Origin of the sequence: Streptacidiphilus sp. EB103A (genome assembly GCF_041261405.1) — a bacterium.
Lineage (GTDB): Bacteria > Actinomycetota > Actinomycetes > Streptomycetales > Streptomycetaceae > Streptacidiphilus.
This window is the reverse complement of record NZ_JBGCAQ010000028.1, coordinates 35,454-53,290: the sequence shown is the minus strand read 5'-3', so window position 1 is coordinate 53,290 and position 17,837 is coordinate 35,454. Positions and strand designations below refer to the sequence as shown.

Annotated in this window: 21 protein-coding genes and 1 pseudogene; 16 read left to right on the top strand and 6 right to left on the bottom strand. The window is 70.2% G+C overall.

Annotation, left to right across the window (positions count from 1 at the left end; all coding sequences use genetic code 11):
• Positions 1 to 150: 150 nt before the first annotated feature.
• Positions 151 to 729, bottom strand: a complete 579-nt coding sequence (locus ABH941_RS35970) for a DUF6542 domain-containing protein (RefSeq protein WP_370134520.1) — start codon at positions 727 to 729, stop codon at positions 151 to 153.
• Between the two features lie 184 nt (positions 730 to 913).
• On the opposite strand from ABH941_RS35970, the gene ychF reads away from it, so the two are divergent.
• Both ychF and ABH941_RS35960 read left to right on the top strand, forming a co-directional pair.
• The gene (gene ychF, locus ABH941_RS35965; protein WP_370134517.1) at positions 914 to 1,987 is read left to right on the top strand and encodes a redox-regulated ATPase YchF; all 1,074 of its coding nucleotides are present in this window, start codon (positions 914 to 916) and stop codon (positions 1,985 to 1,987) included.
• Between the two features lie 396 nt (positions 1,988 to 2,383).
• Positions 2,384 to 3,847 carry an ATP-binding protein gene (locus ABH941_RS35960; protein ID WP_370134514.1) on the top strand — a complete coding sequence of 488 codons (1,464 nt, stop codon included), beginning with the start codon at positions 2,384 to 2,386 and terminating at the stop codon, positions 3,845 to 3,847.
• Positions 3,848 to 3,936: 89 nt separating this feature from the next.
• Here ABH941_RS35960 and ABH941_RS35955 read toward each other — a convergent pair whose 3' ends face one another.
• Together ABH941_RS35955 and ABH941_RS35950 are read right to left on the bottom strand one after the other, a co-directional pair.
• The gene (locus ABH941_RS35955; protein ID WP_370134512.1) at positions 3,937 to 4,200 is read right to left on the bottom strand and encodes a type II toxin-antitoxin system RelE/ParE family toxin; all 264 of its coding nucleotides are present in this window, start codon (positions 4,198 to 4,200) and stop codon (positions 3,937 to 3,939) included.
• Positions 4,193 to 4,459, bottom strand: coding sequence for a type II toxin-antitoxin system Phd/YefM family antitoxin (locus tag ABH941_RS35950; protein ID WP_370134508.1), 267 nt, complete (start codon positions 4,457 to 4,459; stop codon positions 4,193 to 4,195). Before ABH941_RS35950 ends, ABH941_RS35955 begins: the two co-directional genes overlap by 8 nt.
• A gap of 369 nt (positions 4,460 to 4,828) precedes the next feature.
• Here ABH941_RS35950 and ABH941_RS35945 point away from each other — a divergent pair, with 369 nt between their 5' ends.
• Both ABH941_RS35945 and ABH941_RS35940 read left to right on the top strand, forming a co-directional pair.
• Positions 4,829 to 5,023, top strand: coding sequence for a ribbon-helix-helix protein, CopG family (locus ABH941_RS35945; RefSeq protein ID WP_370134506.1), 195 nt, complete (start codon positions 4,829 to 4,831; stop codon positions 5,021 to 5,023).
• Positions 5,020 to 5,388 (top strand): type II toxin-antitoxin system death-on-curing family toxin, encoded by a 369-nt coding sequence (locus ABH941_RS35940; protein WP_370134502.1) that lies wholly within the window; start codon positions 5,020 to 5,022, stop codon positions 5,386 to 5,388. The genes ABH941_RS35945 and ABH941_RS35940 overlap by 4 nt, the downstream gene beginning before the upstream one ends.
• Before the next feature lie 146 nt (positions 5,389 to 5,534).
• Here the strand turns inward: ABH941_RS35940 and ABH941_RS35935 are convergent.
• Positions 5,535 to 6,104 (bottom strand): annotated as a pseudogene (locus tag ABH941_RS35935) (GNAT family N-acetyltransferase).
• Between the two features lie 172 nt (positions 6,105 to 6,276).
• On the opposite strand from ABH941_RS35935, the gene ABH941_RS35930 reads away from it, so the two are divergent.
• From ABH941_RS35930 to ABH941_RS35895, 8 genes are all read left to right on the top strand, one after another.
• A complete protein-coding gene (locus ABH941_RS35930; protein WP_370134500.1) occupies positions 6,277 to 6,429 on the top strand; it encodes a hypothetical protein in 153 nt (50 codons plus the stop codon).
• A gap of 24 nt (positions 6,430 to 6,453) precedes the next feature.
• Positions 6,454 to 6,891: an SRPBCC family protein gene (locus tag ABH941_RS35925; RefSeq protein ID WP_370134497.1), complete on the top strand. Its 438-nt coding sequence runs from the start codon at positions 6,454 to 6,456 to the stop codon at positions 6,889 to 6,891.
• A 15-nt stretch (positions 6,892 to 6,906) separates the two neighbouring features.
• On the top strand, positions 6,907 to 7,182 hold the full coding sequence (locus tag ABH941_RS35920; protein WP_370134677.1) for a hypothetical protein: 276 nt from the start codon (positions 6,907 to 6,909) through the stop codon (positions 7,180 to 7,182).
• 93 nt (positions 7,183 to 7,275) lie between these two features.
• Entirely contained in the window at positions 7,276 to 8,253 is a 978-nt protein-coding gene (locus tag ABH941_RS35915; RefSeq protein WP_370134494.1) for a metal ABC transporter solute-binding protein, Zn/Mn family, read from the top strand.
• A gap of 5 nt (positions 8,254 to 8,258) precedes the next feature.
• Complete coding sequence (locus ABH941_RS35910; RefSeq protein WP_370134491.1) at positions 8,259 to 9,122, top strand: metal ABC transporter ATP-binding protein; 864 nt, start codon at positions 8,259 to 8,261, stop codon at positions 9,120 to 9,122.
• Entirely contained in the window at positions 9,109 to 10,017 is a 909-nt protein-coding gene (locus ABH941_RS35905; RefSeq protein WP_370134488.1) for a metal ABC transporter permease, read from the top strand. The genes ABH941_RS35910 and ABH941_RS35905 overlap by 14 nt, the downstream gene beginning before the upstream one ends.
• The gene (locus ABH941_RS35900; protein ID WP_370134485.1) at positions 10,014 to 10,910 is read left to right on the top strand and encodes a metal ABC transporter permease; all 897 of its coding nucleotides are present in this window, start codon (positions 10,014 to 10,016) and stop codon (positions 10,908 to 10,910) included. Before ABH941_RS35905 ends, ABH941_RS35900 begins: the two co-directional genes overlap by 4 nt.
• A 255-nt stretch (positions 10,911 to 11,165) precedes the next feature.
• Positions 11,166 to 12,245, top strand: coding sequence for an AbfB domain-containing protein (locus ABH941_RS35895; protein WP_370134481.1), 1,080 nt, complete (start codon positions 11,166 to 11,168; stop codon positions 12,243 to 12,245).
• Between the two features lie 12 nt (positions 12,246 to 12,257).
• On the opposite strand, the gene ABH941_RS35890 is transcribed toward ABH941_RS35895, so the two are convergent.
• The gene (locus tag ABH941_RS35890; RefSeq protein ID WP_370134479.1) at positions 12,258 to 12,701 is read right to left on the bottom strand and encodes a MarR family winged helix-turn-helix transcriptional regulator; all 444 of its coding nucleotides are present in this window, start codon (positions 12,699 to 12,701) and stop codon (positions 12,258 to 12,260) included.
• 96 nt (positions 12,702 to 12,797) lie between these two features.
• Between ABH941_RS35890 and ABH941_RS35885 the strand changes: the two genes are divergently transcribed.
• On the top strand, positions 12,798 to 13,601 hold the full coding sequence (locus ABH941_RS35885; RefSeq protein WP_370134476.1) for an SDR family NAD(P)-dependent oxidoreductase: 804 nt from the start codon (positions 12,798 to 12,800) through the stop codon (positions 13,599 to 13,601).
• 86 nt (positions 13,602 to 13,687) lie between these two features.
• Here ABH941_RS35885 and ABH941_RS35880 read toward each other — a convergent pair whose 3' ends face one another.
• Positions 13,688 to 13,873, bottom strand: coding sequence for an antitoxin (locus ABH941_RS35880; protein ID WP_370134472.1), 186 nt, complete (start codon positions 13,871 to 13,873; stop codon positions 13,688 to 13,690).
• A 146-nt stretch (positions 13,874 to 14,019) separates the two neighbouring features.
• On the opposite strand from ABH941_RS35880, the gene ABH941_RS35875 reads away from it, so the two are divergent.
• From ABH941_RS35875 to ABH941_RS35865, 3 genes are all read left to right on the top strand, one after another.
• Positions 14,020 to 14,367 carry a VOC family protein gene (locus ABH941_RS35875; protein WP_370134469.1) on the top strand — a complete coding sequence of 116 codons (348 nt, stop codon included), beginning with the start codon at positions 14,020 to 14,022 and terminating at the stop codon, positions 14,365 to 14,367.
• A gap of 42 nt (positions 14,368 to 14,409) precedes the next feature.
• The gene (locus tag ABH941_RS35870; protein WP_370134466.1) at positions 14,410 to 14,811 is read left to right on the top strand and encodes a (deoxy)nucleoside triphosphate pyrophosphohydrolase; all 402 of its coding nucleotides are present in this window, start codon (positions 14,410 to 14,412) and stop codon (positions 14,809 to 14,811) included.
• Positions 14,812 to 14,905: 94 nt separating this feature from the next.
• On the top strand, positions 14,906 to 17,554 hold the full coding sequence (locus ABH941_RS35865) for a SpoIIE family protein phosphatase (protein ID WP_370134463.1): 2,649 nt from the start codon (positions 14,906 to 14,908) through the stop codon (positions 17,552 to 17,554).
• Positions 17,555 to 17,837: the final 283 nt, after the last annotated feature.

Here is a 17,837-nt window from a genome sequence, read left to right as displayed (position 1 = left end):
GCTGCGGACCGTAGTTGGCTGGTCGCGCAGTTCCCCGCGCCCCTAGCACGCTGCAACTGACCCACTGTGGGCAAGTTGCACTATCCAGGGGCGCGGGGAACTGCGCGACCAGCCAGGCAGACGCCACGGCCGAAAACAGACAGAAACCCCTCAGCCCCGACGCCGAGCCCGAGTCAGGGCGATGTGGCGAGCCAAAGCGATCACCGCAGACAGCGCCGTGCCCGTGAACAGCCACCCCGCCTGCAACGCCAGCCCCGTGGCCAGACTGACGATCCGTCCGACGAGGCCGCCGCCAGGCCCTCCCCCCAGCACGAGCAGGGTGATCGCGAAGGCGATCGGCCCGCTGATCGGGGCGACGGCCAGGTCCGCGGGGCGCAGCCGCACCGCGACCTGGAAGCAGGCGGCGACATAGGCGAGCCCCATCACGATGCCGGAGCCGCCGAACAGCCAGAAGTCCAGAGTGCCGCCCAGAAAGGTCGCCCCGAGGGTGACCACGGCGCCACCCACCGCGGTGAGTCGATGTGGGGTCCTCGGCCCCGTACTCGCCCCCGCCCCCGCCCGCTGGGCCGGCCGCGCGGCCGGTCGCCGGGCGCCGCCCCCGCGCTGCTCGGGGGTGCGCGGCCCTGGGCCGGCATCAGGGTCGTGGGAGCGTGCCGGTCCGGGCACGGCTGCGGCCCGCCCGGGCACTGCGGCGGCCCCGGGGCGGTCGGTGGTGCGTGCGTCAGACATGCGTCGGTACTCCACGGGTCCAACGTACGGTCGGATGAACGCCACTCCCGGTGACGGACACGCCGGTGCCGCGTCTCCGTCACCCACTGTGCCTAACGTCCCCCCGAACGTCCGTAGACTGGGGCACCGACCCCTTGTCCTTCTCGTCGCCTCCGGGCTGCCTCCTCCACCAGGATCTCGCCACATGTCGCTTTCGATCGGAATCGTGGGCCTGCCGAACGTCGGCAAGTCCACGCTCTTCAACGCCCTGACCAAGAACGACGTGCTGGCGGCCAACTACCCGTTCGCGACGATCGAGCCCAATGTCGGCGTCGTCGGCGTCCCGGACCCGCGCCTCGCGGTACTGGCGAAGATCTTCGGATCGCAGCGCATCCTCCCGGCGACGGTGGACTTCGTGGACATCGCCGGCATCGTCCGCGGCGCCAGCGTCGGTGAGGGCCTGGGCAACAAGTTCCTGGCGAACATCCGCGAGTCCGACGCGATCTGCCAGGTCATCCGCGCCTTCGAGGACCCGGACGTGGTCCACGTCGACGGCAAGGTCTCGCCCAAGGACGACATCGAGACCATCAACACCGAGCTGATCCTGGCGGACCTCCAGTCCATCGAGAAGGTGCTGCCGCGCCTGCAGAAGGAGTCCCGCCTCAAGAAGGAGTCGGCGACCCTGCTCAAGGCCGCCGAGGCGGCCCAGGCGGTGCTGAACTCCGGCAAGACCCTCTTCGAGTCCGGCTTCGACCGCGACTCGGTCCGCGAGCTGCACCTGCTCACCGTCAAGCCCTTCCTCTACGTCTTCAACGTGGACGAGGACGAGCTGACGGACGAGGACTTCAAGGAGGCCCAGCGCGCCCTGGTGGCCCCCGCCGAGGCCATCTTCCTCAACGCCAAGATCGAGTCCGAGCTGATCGGCATGGACGAGGACGAGGCCCTGGAACTGCTCCAGTCCATGGGCCAGGAGGAAGCCGGCATGGCCACCCTCGGCCGCGTCGGCTTCGAGACCCTGGGCCTGCAGACCTACCTCACCGCAGGCCCCAAGGAGGTCCGCGCCTGGACCATCAAGAAGGGCGCCACCGCCCCTGAGGCCGCCGGCGTCATCCACACCGACTTCCAGAAGGGCTTCATCAAGGCCGAGATCGTCTCCTACGACGACCTGGTCGCATGCGGCTCCATCCCCGAGGCCCGCGCCAAGGGCAAGTCCCGCATCGAGGGCAAGGACTACGTCATGCAGGACGGCGACGTGGTCGAGTTCCGCTTCAACGTCTGAACGGTCACCTGGGATCGCTCTGAATCCAGCATGGGATAGGCCGAGGATACGGATGTCCGGGGGATTTGAACGCGATCTGGGTGCTGGATTTTCTGCCGTTCCGTCATGAGCGTCGTCGCAGGTCAGCCGAAGCGCCGGGCCGACTTGTCGGTACACGTTCCAACTGCAGTGCTGGATATGTGCTGGATCTCCGTGAGGCGCGGTCCGCCCTGATTCCGCTGGTCGGTGCATGCGTCGTGGGGGTCGTGCCGCGCGGAATGTGGGGAGCGTCGCCAGTCGGTCTGTGGGGCCCGTGTGGTGACGGGGCGACGGAGCGGGTGCGAGGTTCCCGCCCTCGTATCCATGCTGAGATATACTTCAGTGAAGTATGATTCAGTATGTTTGGCTGGAGACGGCGTGACCAGGAAGCCTGCGCATGTGTTCGACCGAGCCCAGGAGTGGGGCGGCCTTGCTGCCTTCGTCGCGCGTGAGCAGCCTCCGGCCACCTTGGGTGTGGTCAGCGGTCGGCGGCGGCAGGGGAAGAGCTTCCTCCTTGAGGCGCTGGCCCGGGAGACGGGGGGCCTGTACTTCGGCGCGACCGAGGCCACTGAGGCCGAATCGCTGCGCCTGTTCGCGGACGCGCTTGTTCGTCACACCCGGGCAGTGATCGAGCATCCCTTCCGCGACTGGAACGATGCGGTCTCCTACCTGTTCCAGCAGTACCGCGATCATCCGACCGCCGTCGTCATCGACGAGTTCCCCTTCCTGGCCAGGACGTCACCTGCGCTGCCGTCGATCATCCAGCGCGAGCTGGGGCCCGGCGGCAGCGGGCGCGCAAGCCAGGCCCGACTGCTGCTCTGCGGGTCCGCGATGTCCGTGATGGGTGGGATGTTGTCCGGCCAGTCACCGCTGCGCGGAAGGGCTGGACTCGAAATGGTCGTCCAGCCCTTCTCCTACCGCGAGGCCGCGCTGTTCTGGGGCATCGAGGATCCACGACTCGCGCTGCTCGTGCACATGGTGGTCGGCGGAACTCCGGCCTATCGTGAGGAATTCGTCAGCGGTGACGCTCCCTCGAGCCTCGCGGACTTCGACGCCTGGGTCCTGCGGACTGTGCTCAATCGCCAGAGCCCGCTGTTCCGCGAAGCCCGCTATCTCCTGGCGGAGGAGTCCGACATCAGGGACCCGGCCATCTACCACTCCGTCCTGGCCGCGATCGCCACCGGGAACACCGCCAACGGCGCGATCGCGAGCTATACCGGCCGCAAGTCGGACCAGATCGCGCACCCGCTCAACGTGCTCGAGGGCTGCGCCCTCATCGCCAAGGAGCCCGACCTCTTCCGCGCCGGCCGCTCCCACTACCGGATCGTGGAGCCGCTCATCACCTTCTACGAGGCGATCATGCGACGCCGCTGGACGGAACTCGAGCGCGGCAGGAGCGAGGCTGTCTGGGAGGCCACCTGGCCGACCTTCACCAAACAGGTGGCCGGACCGCACTTCGAAGCCGTCTGCCGTGACTTCGCCGCAGAGGCGGAGGGCGACCTGTTCGGAGACCTGCCCGCCGAAGTCGGATCCGGTGTGGTCAATGACCCGGCCGCGCGCAGTCAGATCGAGATCGACGTGGTCGTACTCGCGGCCCAGGACTCGAACGCACCACGCAGAATCCTGTCCCTCGGCGAGGCCAAGTGGGGCGAGGTGATCGGGCACAGTCATGTGCAACGGCTCGAACGCGCCCGCGAGTTGCTCGCAAGCAAGGGCTACGACACCCGGGAAACCGTGCTGGCCTGCTACTCCGGGGCGGGATTCACCCAGGAACTATGGGCTGAACGCCGCCGGGACCTCGTCCTGATCGGCCTGGATCAGCTCTATGCACACAAAGGCTGATGGGGCTTTTTCGCGGCAGGAAACTCCGATGTCCCTCCTCGGCCCCCGCGTCGGATCGGTGCCGGGATCTGTGGCCCGGTATAAGGGGGTCACGTGTCGTAGACGGTGGATCGGTGTCCGACGTGGACGACCCATACCACCAGTTCCCCGTTGTCGATCGTGTAAATGACGCGGTAATCGCCGACTCGGACGCGACGACGGTCGGGCTGGGACACGAGAGCTGTGGTGTTGAACCCGAACGGGTCGCTCTCCAGTTCTGTCAGCTTGGCCAGGATACGGAGAGCCATGTCCCGGGGGATCTTGCGAAGTTCGGCCTGAGCCTCGGGCCGGAAGACGGTGCGGTAATCACTCACTGCGCGCCAGCGTCTCCCTCATGACATCCTCGATCGGGACACCGGCGGCCGGATTCGCCATGCGCTCGTCGATGATCCGGTTGATCTCGCGCTCTTCCCATTCCTGGTACTTGCGCAGTACCTCGATCGACACGACGGCAGCGACCTGCTTGCCGCGGCGTGTGATGACCGTAGGTACGTCGTCGTGGTCGGCCCGCTCCACGACCTCGGCCAGGTGTGCGCGGACATCGCGGATGGACTCTATGGGCATCTGGCTCATGGGCTTAAGTGTACCGGGTGTCCCATGTGTACACAAGATGTATCCTTCCCTGGCTCGGGCGGGGAGGTGGCAGGATGCGCGGACTTGATGAGAGGGGCCGGGCCGCACTGGGGGTCCGCGACCTCTTCGAAAGCCTCGATGGCGGTCAACTGGCCGAAGCCAGATCGGCTCCGCGCGGGCGTTGTGCGATGCGCTGGCCATCAGTCCAGTTGCTGGACGAGCGCCCGCCGTCCCTCGTTGGCCGCCATTCAGAGCCACTGCGGCTCGGGCACCCGCCGCGGTGCTCCGGGGCGAATGCATGTGCGTGACCCGGGTCGAGCAGCCTGACGGTCTGCGTCCCGCTTGATACCATGGTGATACCATGATGCTATGGCGATGACACTGCGACTTCCCGAAGACGATGACAAGCTGCTGACCGAGCGCGCACGGGCCGAGGGTCGCAGCAAGCAGGAGTTGGCCACTGAGGCGATCCACATCTTCGTGACCCGGCGAACCGAACTGTTGGGCGACATTCTGGATCAGATCATGTCGGAGGATGCCGAACTTCTGGAGCGTCTGGCGTGATCTACCTGGAGTTGGCGGAGCTGCTGCTGATCGTGGAGCGCGTCACCGGCTCCCGTCACACGGTGCGCGACTTCGGCCTCCTGCAGTCCGCGCTGTACCGCCCCCGGACCGACGTATTCGGCGTCGAGGCATACCCGACGCTCATGGAGAAGGCTGCCGCCCTGTTGCATTCCTCGGCGCGCAATTACGCCCTCGTGGACGGTAATAAGCGCGCCGCTTGGGTCGCCGTGCGGGCCATGCTGCGGCTGAACGGTGTCAGCCTGACCGCTCCGGTGGACGACGCTGAGGTGTTCGTCAATGCCGTGGCCACGGGTGAGCTAGAGGTCCCCGAGATCGTCAAGCAGCTACAGCTCTGGGTTTCCTGACCCACGACCGACGGCGGCCCTTCGTCGACCGTGCTGGATGTTCCGCTTCGATGTATGGAAAGCTCGTGCCATGGGTTGAAGAGGCCACTCCCGGTCGGGAGTGGCCTTTCGTCAGGACAGAGCCGGGCAGCACGACGGGGAGAGGGTCAGCGCTGCTCCCACTGCTCCTTGGTGATCTCGTACCGCACGCCCCCGTGCTCGGAACCCTCGACCATCTCCATCTCCATGTCGGAAGGAGTGGGGATGGTGTGCGCGAGCCTCATGGCGAGCTTCTCCATGACGTTGCGCGAGCCGCGGTTCACGGCCATCGTCTCGGCCCAGACCATGCGCACTCCGAGCCCGGTGAACCCCTTGTGCAGCAGAGCCTGCGAGCCTTCGGTGGCATAACCCCTGCCCCAGGACGCCTGTCGCAGCCGTTAGCCGAGTTCGGGCTCGTCCCGCGGGCCGTCCGGCTCGGGGCGCAGGCAGAACCAGCCGATGAACGCGCCGCCGTCCCGCTCCTGCGCGGCGAACAGGCCAAAATCGCCGTGCCACTTCTCGTAACCGGCGATGACGGACGGCAGGTGGCGTTCGCGGACGATCTCCGGGGCGGTCGCCTCGCCCCCGGTCAGGTATCGCATCACCGCTGGGTCGCTGTCCAGCTCGATCAGCAGGTCCGCGTCGTCGGCCGTGAAGCGGCGCAGGGTCAGGCGCTCGGTCTCCAGGTAGGTGTCCACGGAGCGGATCATGCCCGAGGCGGGCCGGGCCGTTCCACGGCTTTTCCCGGCGGGGCCGCGGTTGCCGCCGGCCTGGATGGCCGTCGGGGCTGGGGAGGAGGACCCTGGAAGGTGGCGGCGAGCGTTCGTTCCGGTCCGGCCCGGCCGCTCTCATTCCGTGAAGGAGGAACCCATGCCGACCGTGGAGGCCCCGGATGGGGCCGGCGAGCGCGTCGAGAACGAGGACGAGGACGAGGCTCCGGTGGAGGGCCAGACGTCCGAGCAGACCCTGCACGCGCAGGACGAGTCCCGGGCCGAGGGCGAGCCGTACGAGGCTGAGGAATGACCAGCCGAGGAGGCCAGGTTTCAGATGCCGACACTCGAAGAACAGATTGACGTTGCGGTCCCGGCTCACACGGCCTGGCTGCAACTGCACCGCGTCGATGAGTTTCCGCGGTTCGTCGGCGGCGTGCTGCACTCGCACGCGGACGACACGCACCATGCCCGCCTCGACATCAAGGCCGGCGGGAACGAGCAGAGCCTCGACATCGAGATGGACGATCGCGACCAGGACCGGCGCATGGTCCTGCAGTCGGTCGACGGACCGCACCTCAAGGGGGAGTTCACGCTCCTCCCGCTGGACCCGGAGCACACGAGGTTGCAGATCCGGCTCGAGTACGACCCCGAGCTCGTGAGGCAGCACTTCCACGGCTCCAAGGGATTCGCGCTCGTCAACGCGATCCAGCGGACGGTCGAGGAAGACCTCAAGCAGTTCAAGGGGCTTGTCGAGGGCGGAACGAAGGGTTAGCCGTCTCCCCAGCTCCTGGCCAAGGCCGAGCGCGACGAGGTCGACGAGGCCGAGTTCGTCCAGACTGTGCGCACGTCGCTGCCCTACGCCTGCCGCACGGTCACCACCCCGCCGCCCTCGGAGGCCGCGCGGGGCCAGCTGCTGCGCGCGCTGGCCAGCGATGGCATCCGCGGTTCGCTGGAGCGCCGCTTCGGTGTGCGCCTGGCCTTCATGAACTGCCGAGTTCCGCGACTGCTGACGCCAAGGGCGAGCGGTTTCTGGTCAAGATTTGGTAATGGTTTTCATCCTTAGGTCATATGAGGTGGTGGTGAAAACCGTTTCCATCTAGCGTTGCTCCTAGCCCGCAGACCTGTCCTGCCTGCCCTGCTCAAGGAGATTCGCACCATGAAGGCCATACCGTCCCGCACCGTCAGCCGCAGGGCGCTCCGGTTCGTGCTCGGTGCCGCAGGCGTCGTGGCACTCGCGGCCACCAGCGCCTGCGCCACCAGTTCCCCGGCCGCGTCCACTGCCCCGGCCTCCGGCAGCAGCGGTGCGGGCAGCGGCACGGTGATCCAGGTGGTGGCGGCGGAGAACTTCTGGGGCAGCATCGCCGGCCAGCTCGGCGGCAGCCACGTCCAGGTGCACAGCATCATCACGAACCCGGACACCGACCCGCACTCCTACGAGCCCACCGCCGCCGACGCGCGGACGGTGACCACCGCGCAGTTCACGATCGTCAACGGCATCGGCTACGACGCCTGGGCGGACAAGCTGCTGTCCACCAACCCCGGCAGCGGACGCACCGAGCTGAAGGTCGGCGACCTGGTCGGGATCAAGCCCGGCGGCAACCCGCACCGCTGGTACTCACCGGAGAACGTGCACCAGGTCATCGAGGCGATCACCGTCGGCTACAAGAAGATCGACCCGGCCGACGCCGCCTACTTCGACCAGCAGAAGACCGCGTTCGAGACCCGGACGCTGGCTCCGTACAACCAGGTGATCAGCGACATCAAGGCCAAGTACGCAGGCACCCCGATCGGTGCGTCCGAGTCGATTGTCACCCCGCTGGCCGAGGGCCTGGGACTGAAGATGCTCACCCCGGAGAGCTTCCTGGACGCGATGAGCGAGGGCACCGACCCCACCGCCGCTGACAAGGCAGCCATCGACCAGCAGATCAGGACCAAGCAGATCAAGGTCTACGTCTACAACAGCCAGAACTCCACCCCGGACGTGGTCGCCCAGGTGAACCTGGCCAAGTCCGAGGGCATCCCGGTGGCCACCGTCACCGAGACGCTCGCCCCGGTCGGCGACACCTTCCAGCAGTGGCAGGTCGCCGAACTGCAGGGCATCGAAGCCGCCCTCGCCAAGGCCACCGGGAAGTAGGACCGATGAACCCGATCACCGGAGCCCCTGCCAAAACCGCCGCCCCGGCAGCGCAGCCCGTGCTGGAACTGCGCGGCGCGGCCGCGCACGTCGGCGGACGGACCCTGTGGTCGGGCGTCGACCTCACGGTCCGCGCGGGGGAGTTCGTCGCGGTGCTGGGCCCCAACGGGGTCGGCAAGTCCACCATGGTCAAGGTCCTGCTCGGGCTGCTGCCCGCGGCAGCCGGCGAGGTCCGGGTGCTGGGCGGTCGGCCGGGCCAGACAGCCGGGGCCCGGATCGGCTACCTGCCCCAGCGGCGCAGCTTCGACCCGAGTCTGCGGATCCGCGGTCTGGACGTGGTCCGGCTCGGTCTGGACGGCGACCGCTGGGGAGTGCCGCTGCCGTTCGGCAGCGCCCGCCGCCGCGACCGGGAGCGCGTCGCGGAGGTCGTCGAGCTGGTCGGCGCGAGCACGTACGCGCGCCGTCCGATCGGGCAGTGCTCCGGGGGCGAGCAGCAGCGGCTGCTGATCGCCCAGGCGCTGGTGCGCCGTCCCGAAGTGCTGCTGCTGGACGAGCCGTTGGACAGCCTGGACCTGCCCAACCAGAGCGCCGTGGCGGCGCTGATCGGACGGATTTGCCATGAGCAGGGCGTGGCGGTGGTCATGGTCGCCCATGACGTGAACCCGATCCTGCACCACCTGGACCGGGTGGTGTACCTGGCCGAGGGTGGCGCTGTGGCCGGCACCCCGGCCGAGGTCATCACCTCCGAGACCCTCACCCGGCTCTACCGCACCCCCGTCGAGGTACTGCGCACCGGCGACGGCCGCCTGGTCGTCGTCGGACAGCCCGAAGCCCCCTCCACGCACGGGGGCCACCATGCTGCTCGCTGACGCCGCGACCCCGTTCTCGTGGAACCTGCTGACGGACTTCCAGCAGATGTGGTCCTACCCGTTCATGGTCAACGCCTTCCGCGCCGGCGCGATCGTGGCCGTGGTCGCCGCGGTGGCGGGCTGGTTCATGGTGCTGCGCCGGCAGACCTTCGCCGGACATTCCCTGTCGGTGGTCGCCTTCCCCGGCGCGGCCTTCGCGACCCTGGTCGGGATCAGCCTGAGCCTCGGCTACTTCGGGTTCTGCGTGGCGGCCGCCCTGGCCATCGCCGCGCTGCGACGCGACGGACAACCCGGCGGCGCGGGGGAGTCGGCCGCCACCGGTGTGGTCCAGGCGTTCCTGCTGGCCTGCGGCTACCTCTTCATGGCCCTCTACAAGGGCCTGCTGGAGGGCCCGCAGGCGCTGCTGTTCGGCAGCTTCCTGGGCATCACCACCGGCCAGGTGCTGACCCTGGGCATCGTGGCCGTGGCCGTCCTCGCGGTGCTGGCGGTGATCGGGCGTCCGCTGCTGTTCGCCTCGGTCGACCCGCAGGTCGCCGCCGGACGCGGAGTTCGGGTGCGGCTGCTCTCGACGCTGTTCCTGGTGCTGCTCGGCGCGGCAACCGCCGAGGCCGCCCAGATCACCGGCGCGCTGCTGGTGTTCGCGCTGATGGTGCTCCCTGCCGCCACCGCCCAGCAGCTCACCGCCCGACCGGGCCCGAGCCTGCTGCTGAGCGTGGTGATCGGCCTGGCGGTGACCTGGCTCGGGCTGGTCGCCGCCTTCTACTGGCCGTACCCGCTGGGGTTCTTCGTCAGCACCTTCGCCTTCGCCGCCTTCCTCGCCGCCCACGCCGTGCGCGCACTGGCGGGCGTCCGTGCCCGCTCCGGCCGCCCCGTCCTGCTGGGAGGCGCCGCATGAACCAGCTCGCCGTCTCGGCCTGGTCCCAGCCCTTCTTCCACCACGCCGTGCTCGCCGGAACGTTCATCGCGCTGGCGGCCGGGCTGGTGGGCTACTTCCTGGTGCTGCGCGCCCAGGTCTTCACCGGCGACGCGCTCAGCCACGTCGCCTTCACCGGCGCCATGGCCGCCCTGGCCGGCGGCTACGACCTGCGCCTCGGCCTGTTCGTCGGCTGCATCGGCGCCGGACTGCTGCTGGCCGGGATCGGACGGGCCGGACGCGCCGACGACGTGGTCATCGGCAGCGCCTTCGCCTGGACCCTGGGCCTGGGCTCCTTCTTCCTCACGCTCTACACCACCTCCCGCAGCGGGGCGACGGGCGGCGCGGGCACCACCGTCCTCTTCGGCTCGATCTTCGGCCTGAACAGCAGTCAGACCCTGGTCGCGGTCCTGGTCGCCGCCGCGATCAGCGCCGTGGTGCTGCTGATCGCCCGGCCGCTGCTGTTCGCCACCCTGGACGAGGCCGTCGCCGCCGCGCGCGGCGTCCCGGTCCGCGTGCTGGGGTTCGGGTTCCTGGCCCTGGTCGGCGCCTGCGCCGGGGAGGCCACCCAGGCGGTCGGTTCACTGCTGCTGCTCGGCCTGCTCGCCGCCCCCGCGGGGGCCGCGGTCCGGCTGACGGACCGGCCCTTCCTGGGGCTGGCCCTGTCCGCGGGGCTCGCCGTGGGCGAGATGTGGGCGGGTCTCGCTACCAGCGCGCTGATACCCGGCCTGCCGCCGAGCTTCGCCGTCATGGCCGCCGCCACCGCCGCCTTCGGCGCCGCCCTCCTGGTCCGACCCATGGCTCGGGTAGGGCGAACTCTCGTTCGTAGTCGCTCAGTTGGCCTGGAGCCGCACGCTGCACACCAGTCACTGTGATTTCAGCGGATTCAGTCACCATTCGGGCAAACGTTGGATACCGTGACGCCTGCCGGTAGGCCGACACGAACTCTTCACAACACCTCGGCCGACCGCCACCGCATGCGCGGAATCAGTCGAAGGGGACTGCGAATGACGGCCGACGAGCCGAACATCGACTCTCAGGTGCCAAGCCCACGCCCCTCGATGCGAATACCGCCGTATCTGGGGCCGGTGGTTGACGGTTCGTCGGGTCCGGCTGCGATTCCCGGTGCGATGCCCGCCGAGACAGCGCCCGCCGATACCGCGCCCGCTGAGACCGTGCCCGCGGAGCAGGGTGCCGGGGGCGGGGACTCGTCCGCGTCGGAGACCACGGCGGTGCTTCCGGTGGTGTCCGTACCCGAGGCGGCGTCCCAGGCGGTCCCGCCGGGCCCCGACGGACCGGGCGTGGCGGCGACCGGTGCCGAGCTCGTCCTCAGGCCGGTCCACCGCCCCGTGCGTCGGGCCGTGGTGCCGTCCGCCCTGCCCCGACTGCGTGACCCGCGCCGGGTGATGACCCTGGTCCTCAGTACCGCCGCGGTCTTCTCACTGGCCACGGCCGTCTTCGTCATCTACGAGGCGACCCGGGGCGACACCGGGACCAGGCCGGCAGCCGGGGCACTGCCGACACCGGCCCCGACGGACGCCACGACGCCCTCCGCCACGGCTTCGGAGGTGAGTCCCTCGGCCGTGCCCTCGTCCGCAGCGGCCCAGCCGGTCACCGTCACCAGTCGATCCGCGTCGACCGGCAACCCCACCGCGCTCACCCGCTCGGGGGGCGGGGCCTCCTACGCCCCGACCACCCCTGCGAGCACACGCGCCGCCACACCGACTCCCACGCCGACCGCTGCCACGGGCGGAACGGGACTGACTGCGGGGACCACCTACTCGATCGAGTCGGTCGACGCACCCGGCCAGTACTGGTTCGTCCAGCACTATCTGGTGTACCTGGGGTCGGCCCAGGCCCAGCGGGGGCCCGGCCCCGGGCCCGGGGCCTGGAACGAGACGGCGTTCAGGCTGGTGGCCGGACTGGCCGATCCGAGCTGTTTCTCCTTCCTCGCGGCCGACGGTGACTACCTGCGGCACCAGAACTTCCGTCTCAAGCAGGCGCCCGACGACGGCTCCCCGCTGTTTCAGCACGACGCGACCTTCTGCCCGCGCGCGGGGTCCGCCACGGGCTCCTTCGCCTTCGAGTCGGTCAACTACCCGGGCTACTACCTGCACCACCGCGGCGACGAACTGTGGCTGGACCAGGACGACGGTTCTTCGTCCTTCCGCTCCGACGCCTCCTTCTGGGCGACCAGCCCGGTCCTCTGACGCCAGGGGGTCTCAGCTGTCCTTGGTGGCGTTCGCCGCGAGGCGGTCGAGGATGTGCTCGAAGCGGTCCAGGTCCTCGTCGGCGAGGCCGGCGCGGAGGCGGTGGTTGAAGTCGAGGGCGACCTCGCGGAGGCGGAGGAAGAGCTCTTCGCCGGCGGGGGTGAGTTCGACCGCGTGGACGCGCCGGTTCTCGGGGTTGCGGGCGCGGGTGACCAGGCCGGACTTCTCCATGCCGTTGAGGTGGTGGGTGAGCGTGGCGCCCTGGATGCCCATGGTGGCGGCGAGCTCGCGCTGGTTGCCGGTCTGACGGCTCTTGACCGCGATCAGCACCTGCCAGATCGCCATGGAGCCCCCGGCGGCGGCCATCTCCTCGTCGAAGGCGCGGCTGATCGCCTTTGCGGCAGCCGCGAGCCGCAGGCCGACGGGAGGGCGGAAGGGGACCGGCGGATTGGTCATGGGGTCGATTTTAGCATTGACTTCTAAGCGTTCGATATCTAATGATGAGATATCGAAGGGATCGGGGGAGAAGAGACGAAGAGACGGGGTATCGCGATGACCAGTACCAGTACCGACTCGACCTACCGGCCGCTCGCCGGAGCGGTCGCGCTGGTCGCCGGGGCGAGCAGAGGCATCGGCGCGGCCACCGCGCTGGCGTTCGCGCGGGCCGGGGCCGCCGTCGTGCTCGGGGCCCGGGACGGGGACGGGGTCGAGGCGGTGGCCAAGGAGATCCGCGCCGCGGGCGGCCAGGCGCTGGCCGTGCGCACGGACGTCGGCGACGCCGGGTCGAGCGCGAACCTGGTGCGGCAGGCGATGGACGCGTACGGGAGGCTCGACGCCGCCTTCAACAACGCCACCGACGGCCCGCGTCCGGCGCCGCTCGCCGAGATCGACCCGGACGACTTCGACCGTGGGATCAGGACCAACATCCGCGGCACGTTCCTGGGCATGAAGTACCAGATCCCGGCCATGCTCGCGTCGGGCGGCGGCGCGGTGGTCAACATGGCGTCGACGGCCGGTACGCACGGCGTCTCCGGGCTGGCCGCGTACAGCGCGGGCAAGGCCGGGATCATCGGGCTGACCAAGGTCGCCGCCCTCGACTACGCGGACCAGGGCGTCCGCGTCAACGTGGTCGCGCCGGGCCCGATCCTGACCCACCACCTTGAGGCGGCCGGCCCCGAGGCCCGCCGTGGTGCGGCGATGGCGGTGCCGATGGGCCGCGCCGGCCACGTCGACGAGGTGGCGGCGACGGTGGTCTGGCTCTGCTCCGCGCAGGCCTCGTTCATCACCGGCGCCTTGATCCCGATCGACGGCGGCCAACTCGCGGGCAACAAGATCCGGCGGCCGATGGGCAGTTGACCCCGATCGCGGTACGCACGCCTGCGCCCGCCCGGAGGGTTCTCCGGGCGGGCGGGACGGACGGGAGTGATCAGCGACAGGCGTGATCAGGAGGGGTCGGTCGGGGGCGTTTCGCCGAACTGCTTCTTGGCCTGGTCCTGGACCATGTCGACCTGGCTGGTGAACTTGTCGCCGGTCTTCTGGTCGACCATGTCGCCGGCCTTGTCGACGGCCTGACTGGCCTGGGCCTCGTGGCCCTTGAGCGCACCCTTGATCTTGTCGAGCACGGACATGACGGTCCTCCTCACGGGTTACTGACCTCACCAGCATCAGCGCCCCGCACGCAGTCCGCATCTTCAACGCCTCCCGCACCGCGGCGCCGGGGATATTGCCGTGCCCTCCGGCCGGTCCGTCGCTAACCTCGATCCGGAGGTGAGCGATGCCCACAGCGCGTTTCAAGGACCTGTGCCTGGACGCCAACGACGCCCCGGCGCTGGCGGACTGGTGGTGCACGGCGATGGGGTACCGGCGCCGTGACGACGGTCCCGACGGCGGGGGCTCCATCCCGATCGAGGACCCGTCCGGCGCCGGGCCGCTGATCTGGGTCAATCCGGTGCCCGAGGCCAAGTCGCTGAAGAATCGGATGCATCTGGACGTCGTCGGCAGCACCGAGGAGCTGGTCGCCCTCGGCGCCACCCTGGTCCGTCCGATCGGCGGCGACATCGAGTGGGACGTCCTGGCGGATCCCGAGGGCAACGAGTTCTGCTGCTTCGCCCCGGGGGACTGAGCCGGCGTCAGCCATGCAGTGTCAGCCATAGAGTTCTGCCCCATGAGTGAGATGCGGATCGTCGTCGGCGGGGCGTTGCTGCACCGGGGCCGGGTGCTCGCCGCCAGGCGCAGCGCGCCGGCCGAGACCGTCGGGCGCTGGGAGTTCCCGGGCGGCAAGGCCGAGCCGGGGGAGACTCCGCCGCAGGCGCTGGTGCGTGAGCTGCGGGAGGAGCTCGGGGTCGAGGCCAGGGCGCTGGAGCGGATTCCCGGCGCCTGGCCGGTCCGGGCCGGCCTGGAGCTGCACATCTGGACGGCCGAGCTGCTGTCCGGCACCGCCGCCCCGCTGCAGGGCCACTCCGAGGTCCGCTGGCTCTCCGCCGCCGAGCTGCACCAGGTCGACTGGCTGGACCAGGACCGCTTCGCCCTCCCCGAGGTGGCCCGCAGGCTGTCGTCAGCGGTATGACCCGAACGGCGGGGTACGTAAAGGTTTGAAAGGGTATGCCCGTATTTGGCCACCGTCGACGAGTGGCCCACGAGCCTACCCGGACGGGGACTACGTGAGGGAGCCACGCCGCAGGCCCAGCAGCGCAGCCGCCCATGCCCGGCTGCGCCGCGGCGCCGTCGCCGCACGGGCGGAGGCCCCGCACACGCCCCCTCGGTCAACCCGTACGGACCAGCCGGCCACCCCCACTCAGCAGCGCGCCCGTCCGGCCGCCCCGTACCCCGTCGCCGACGACCCCGCGGTCCCGAACGGCCCGCGCGGCGGCGGGGTGCTGGACGTGGTCCGGGTCGCCATCGTGATGATGGACACCTCCGGCCGGTTCGTCCTGTGGAGCCCCGCCGCCGAGGAACTGCTCGGCTGGCCCAGCGAGACCCTGGTCGGCCGCGGCCTGGAGGCCCTGCTGGGTGACGACCCCGAACTGCTGCGGCGCGGCCGGGAGGTGATCGCGGCGGTGCTGCGCGACGGCGGCTGGCGCGGCCCGGCCCTGCTCCGCAACCGGGACGACGAGGAGGTGGCCCTGGACGCCCGGCTGTCGCTGCTGGTGGACGGGGACGGCGTCCCCTTCGTCCTGGTACGGCTCGCCGACGCGGCCAAACTCGGCGCGGTCGAGCGCGACCTCGCCCTGCAGGACGCCCTGTTCGAGCAGTCGCCGCTGGGCATCGCGGTGTTCGACCGGCAGCTGCGCTATGTCCGCGTCAACGAGACCCTGGCCAGGATGAACGGTCTGCCGATCGCCGACCACCTGGGCCGGACGGCCGGCGAGACCCTGCCGGAACGCGCCGCCGACGAGGTCAGCGCGATCCAGCGGCAGGTGCTGGCCACCGGCGAGCCGGTGGTCGACCTGACCGTGGCCGGGCCCGACCCGCGCAAGCCCGGTTTCCGCTCCATCTCCTACTCCCGGCTGCACGACCGCACCGGGCGGGTGCTGGGCGTCACCGGAATGATCATGGATGTCACCGACCGCTACCGCGCCGTCGCCAAGCTGGAGCACGCCCGGCGCCGCCTCGCCCTGCTCAATGAGCTGGGCACCAGGATCGGCGACCTGCTGGATCCGGTCCGAATCGCCCAGGAGCTGGCCTCCGCCCTGGTCCCGGCGCTGGCCGACTACTCCGGAGTGGTGCTGCTCCAGGCCGTCGCCGACGGTGACGACCTGCCGCACCACCCGCACACCCGGCTGACCCCGCTGGTCATGAGCGGCACCGCGGCCGCCGAGCCCAGCCCGCTCGCCGACACCATGATGACGCCCGGAGCCCCCATCACCATGACCGAGGGCTCGCTGTTCGCCCGGGTGCTGCGCAGCGGTATCGCCGAGCAGCTGGAAGCCCCGGCGCTGCTGGAGGAGGCCACCACCCCCGACGACCCCCGGCTGCGGGCCAGCTACGAACTGGGCGTGCACTCGATACTGACGGTGCCGCTGCGGGCCCGCGGCATCGTGCTGGGCCTGCTGGTGCTCAGCCGGGCGGGCCGGCGCGAGGGCTTCGACCGCGACGAGCTGGCCTTCGCCGGGGAGTTGGCCGACCGCGCGGGTTCCTCCATCGACAACGCCCGGCTCTACGCCCGCGAGCGCGCGGCCGCGCTGATGCTGCAGCGCAGCCTGCTGCCGCAGTCCGTGCCGCAGCTGCCCGGAGTGGAGATCGCCCACCGGTACGTCCCCGGCAGCATCGGCACCGAGGTCGGCGGCGACTGGTTCGACGTGATCCTGCTGCCGCAGGGGAGGGTCGCCCTGGTCGTCGGCGACGTGATGGGCCACGGCCTGCGCGCGGCGGCGACGATGGGCCGGCTGCGCACCGCCGTCCGCACCCTGGCCGGCCTGGACCTGCCGCCCGCGACGCTGCTCCAGCACGTCCACGACCTCGCTGACGACCTGGCCCAGGGGCCGGAGGAGGCCCTCATCGCGACCTGCGTCTACGCCGTGTACGACCCCGCGAGCCGGCGGCTGGTGCTGGCCAAGGCCGGGCACACCCCGCCGCTGCTGATCCCGGTCGGCGAGTCGGCGCAGGTCCTGGACCTGCCGTCGGGAACGCCGCTGGGCGTCGGCGGGGTGCCCTTCGCCTCGGTGGAGCTGACCGTCGCCGAGGGGACGCTGCTGGTGCTCTACACCGACGGGCTGGTCGAGTCGCGCACCGAGGACATCGACGTGGGGACCTCGCGGTTGAGCGCGGTCCTGGAGGGCAGCGACGCCTCGGTCGAAGAGCTGTGCGACCGGGTCATCGGCACCCTGCAGCGCGAGCAGGAACCGGACGACGTGGCGCTGCTGCTGGCCCGGCTCGGCAGCAGCGGCCCGCTGGTCGGCGGCGGTTCCGACCCGTCGGTGCTGAGCCTCGCCTGGACCCTCGCCGCCGAGCCCACCGCGGCCTCCCGGGCCCGTCGGCTGGTCCGGGCCACTCTGATCGACTGGGGCCTGCTGCCCCTGCTGGACACCGCGCAGCTGCTGGTCAGCGAGCTGGTCACCAATTCCGTCCGGTACACGGAGGCACCGATCGGGCTGCGGCTCAGTCGTGGCCGGACGCTGCTGGTGGAGGTCTCCGACCCGTCGCCCGACCCGCCGCTGGAACGGGACTCGGCCGGCACCGACGAGGGCGGGCGCGGGCTGCAACTGGTGCACCGGCTCGCGGACCGCTGGGGCACCCGGTCCGAGGGGAGCGGCAAGGTCGTCTGGTTCGAGCAGGCAGTACCCCCTGACCCTCCCGTTCATGGTGGCTGAGGCGTAGGGTTCCGTTCCTCTGCGGGTCTCGTCTGTCGGTGATGGGTCCTGTAGTCGGAGCTGGGCCGACTGGGACAGATTTGGCAATTCCTTACCTCGATTTGATGTTGTGTACTCCTGGGACGTGTGCCGCTGCCCCGGGATGATGAATACTCGGACCAGCGACATCCAGGTGCCGAAGGCTGGAGGAGTCGGGCAGTTGAGCGATTTGCCGACACGCAATGCACCTCTGGGCAGCGGAACGGGCCCAGGGTCCGCCGAACACGACCGGAGGGGCGGCATC

Excerpts from the sequence above, each read along its gene's own strand:
- ABH941_RS35895 (WP_370134481.1), top strand. The coding sequence starts at position 11,166 with ATGCCCGCCGAGACAGCGCCCGCCGATACCGCGCCCGCTGAGACCGTG.
- ABH941_RS35890 (WP_370134479.1), bottom strand. The coding sequence starts at position 12,701 with ATGACCAATCCGCCGGTCCCCTTCCGCCCTCCCGTCGGCCTGCGGCTC.
- ABH941_RS35905 (WP_370134488.1), top strand. The coding sequence starts at position 9,109 with ATGCTGCTCGCTGACGCCGCGACCCCGTTCTCGTGGAACCTGCTGACG.
- ychF (WP_370134517.1), top strand. The coding sequence starts at position 914 with ATGTCGCTTTCGATCGGAATCGTGGGCCTGCCGAACGTCGGCAAGTCC.
- ABH941_RS35915 (WP_370134494.1), top strand. The coding sequence starts at position 7,276 with ATGAAGGCCATACCGTCCCGCACCGTCAGCCGCAGGGCGCTCCGGTTC.
- ABH941_RS35970 (WP_370134520.1), bottom strand. The coding sequence starts at position 729 with ATGTCTGACGCACGCACCACCGACCGCCCCGGGGCCGCCGCAGTGCCC.
- ABH941_RS35870 (WP_370134466.1), top strand. The coding sequence starts at position 14,410 with ATGAGTGAGATGCGGATCGTCGTCGGCGGGGCGTTGCTGCACCGGGGC.
- ABH941_RS35910 (WP_370134491.1), top strand. The coding sequence starts at position 8,259 with ATGAACCCGATCACCGGAGCCCCTGCCAAAACCGCCGCCCCGGCAGCG.
- ABH941_RS35875 (WP_370134469.1), top strand. The coding sequence starts at position 14,020 with ATGCCCACAGCGCGTTTCAAGGACCTGTGCCTGGACGCCAACGACGCC.
- ABH941_RS35925 (WP_370134497.1), top strand. The coding sequence starts at position 6,454 with ATGCCGACACTCGAAGAACAGATTGACGTTGCGGTCCCGGCTCACACG.
- ABH941_RS35885 (WP_370134476.1), top strand. The coding sequence starts at position 12,798 with ATGACCAGTACCAGTACCGACTCGACCTACCGGCCGCTCGCCGGAGCG.
- ABH941_RS35945 (WP_370134506.1), top strand. The coding sequence starts at position 4,829 with ATGGCGATGACACTGCGACTTCCCGAAGACGATGACAAGCTGCTGACC.
- ABH941_RS35950 (WP_370134508.1), bottom strand. The coding sequence starts at position 4,459 with ATGAGCCAGATGCCCATAGAGTCCATCCGCGATGTCCGCGCACACCTG.
- ABH941_RS35880 (WP_370134472.1), bottom strand. The coding sequence starts at position 13,873 with ATGTCCGTGCTCGACAAGATCAAGGGTGCGCTCAAGGGCCACGAGGCC.
- ABH941_RS35900 (WP_370134485.1), top strand. The coding sequence starts at position 10,014 with ATGAACCAGCTCGCCGTCTCGGCCTGGTCCCAGCCCTTCTTCCACCAC.
- ABH941_RS35930 (WP_370134500.1), top strand. The coding sequence starts at position 6,277 with ATGCCGACCGTGGAGGCCCCGGATGGGGCCGGCGAGCGCGTCGAGAAC.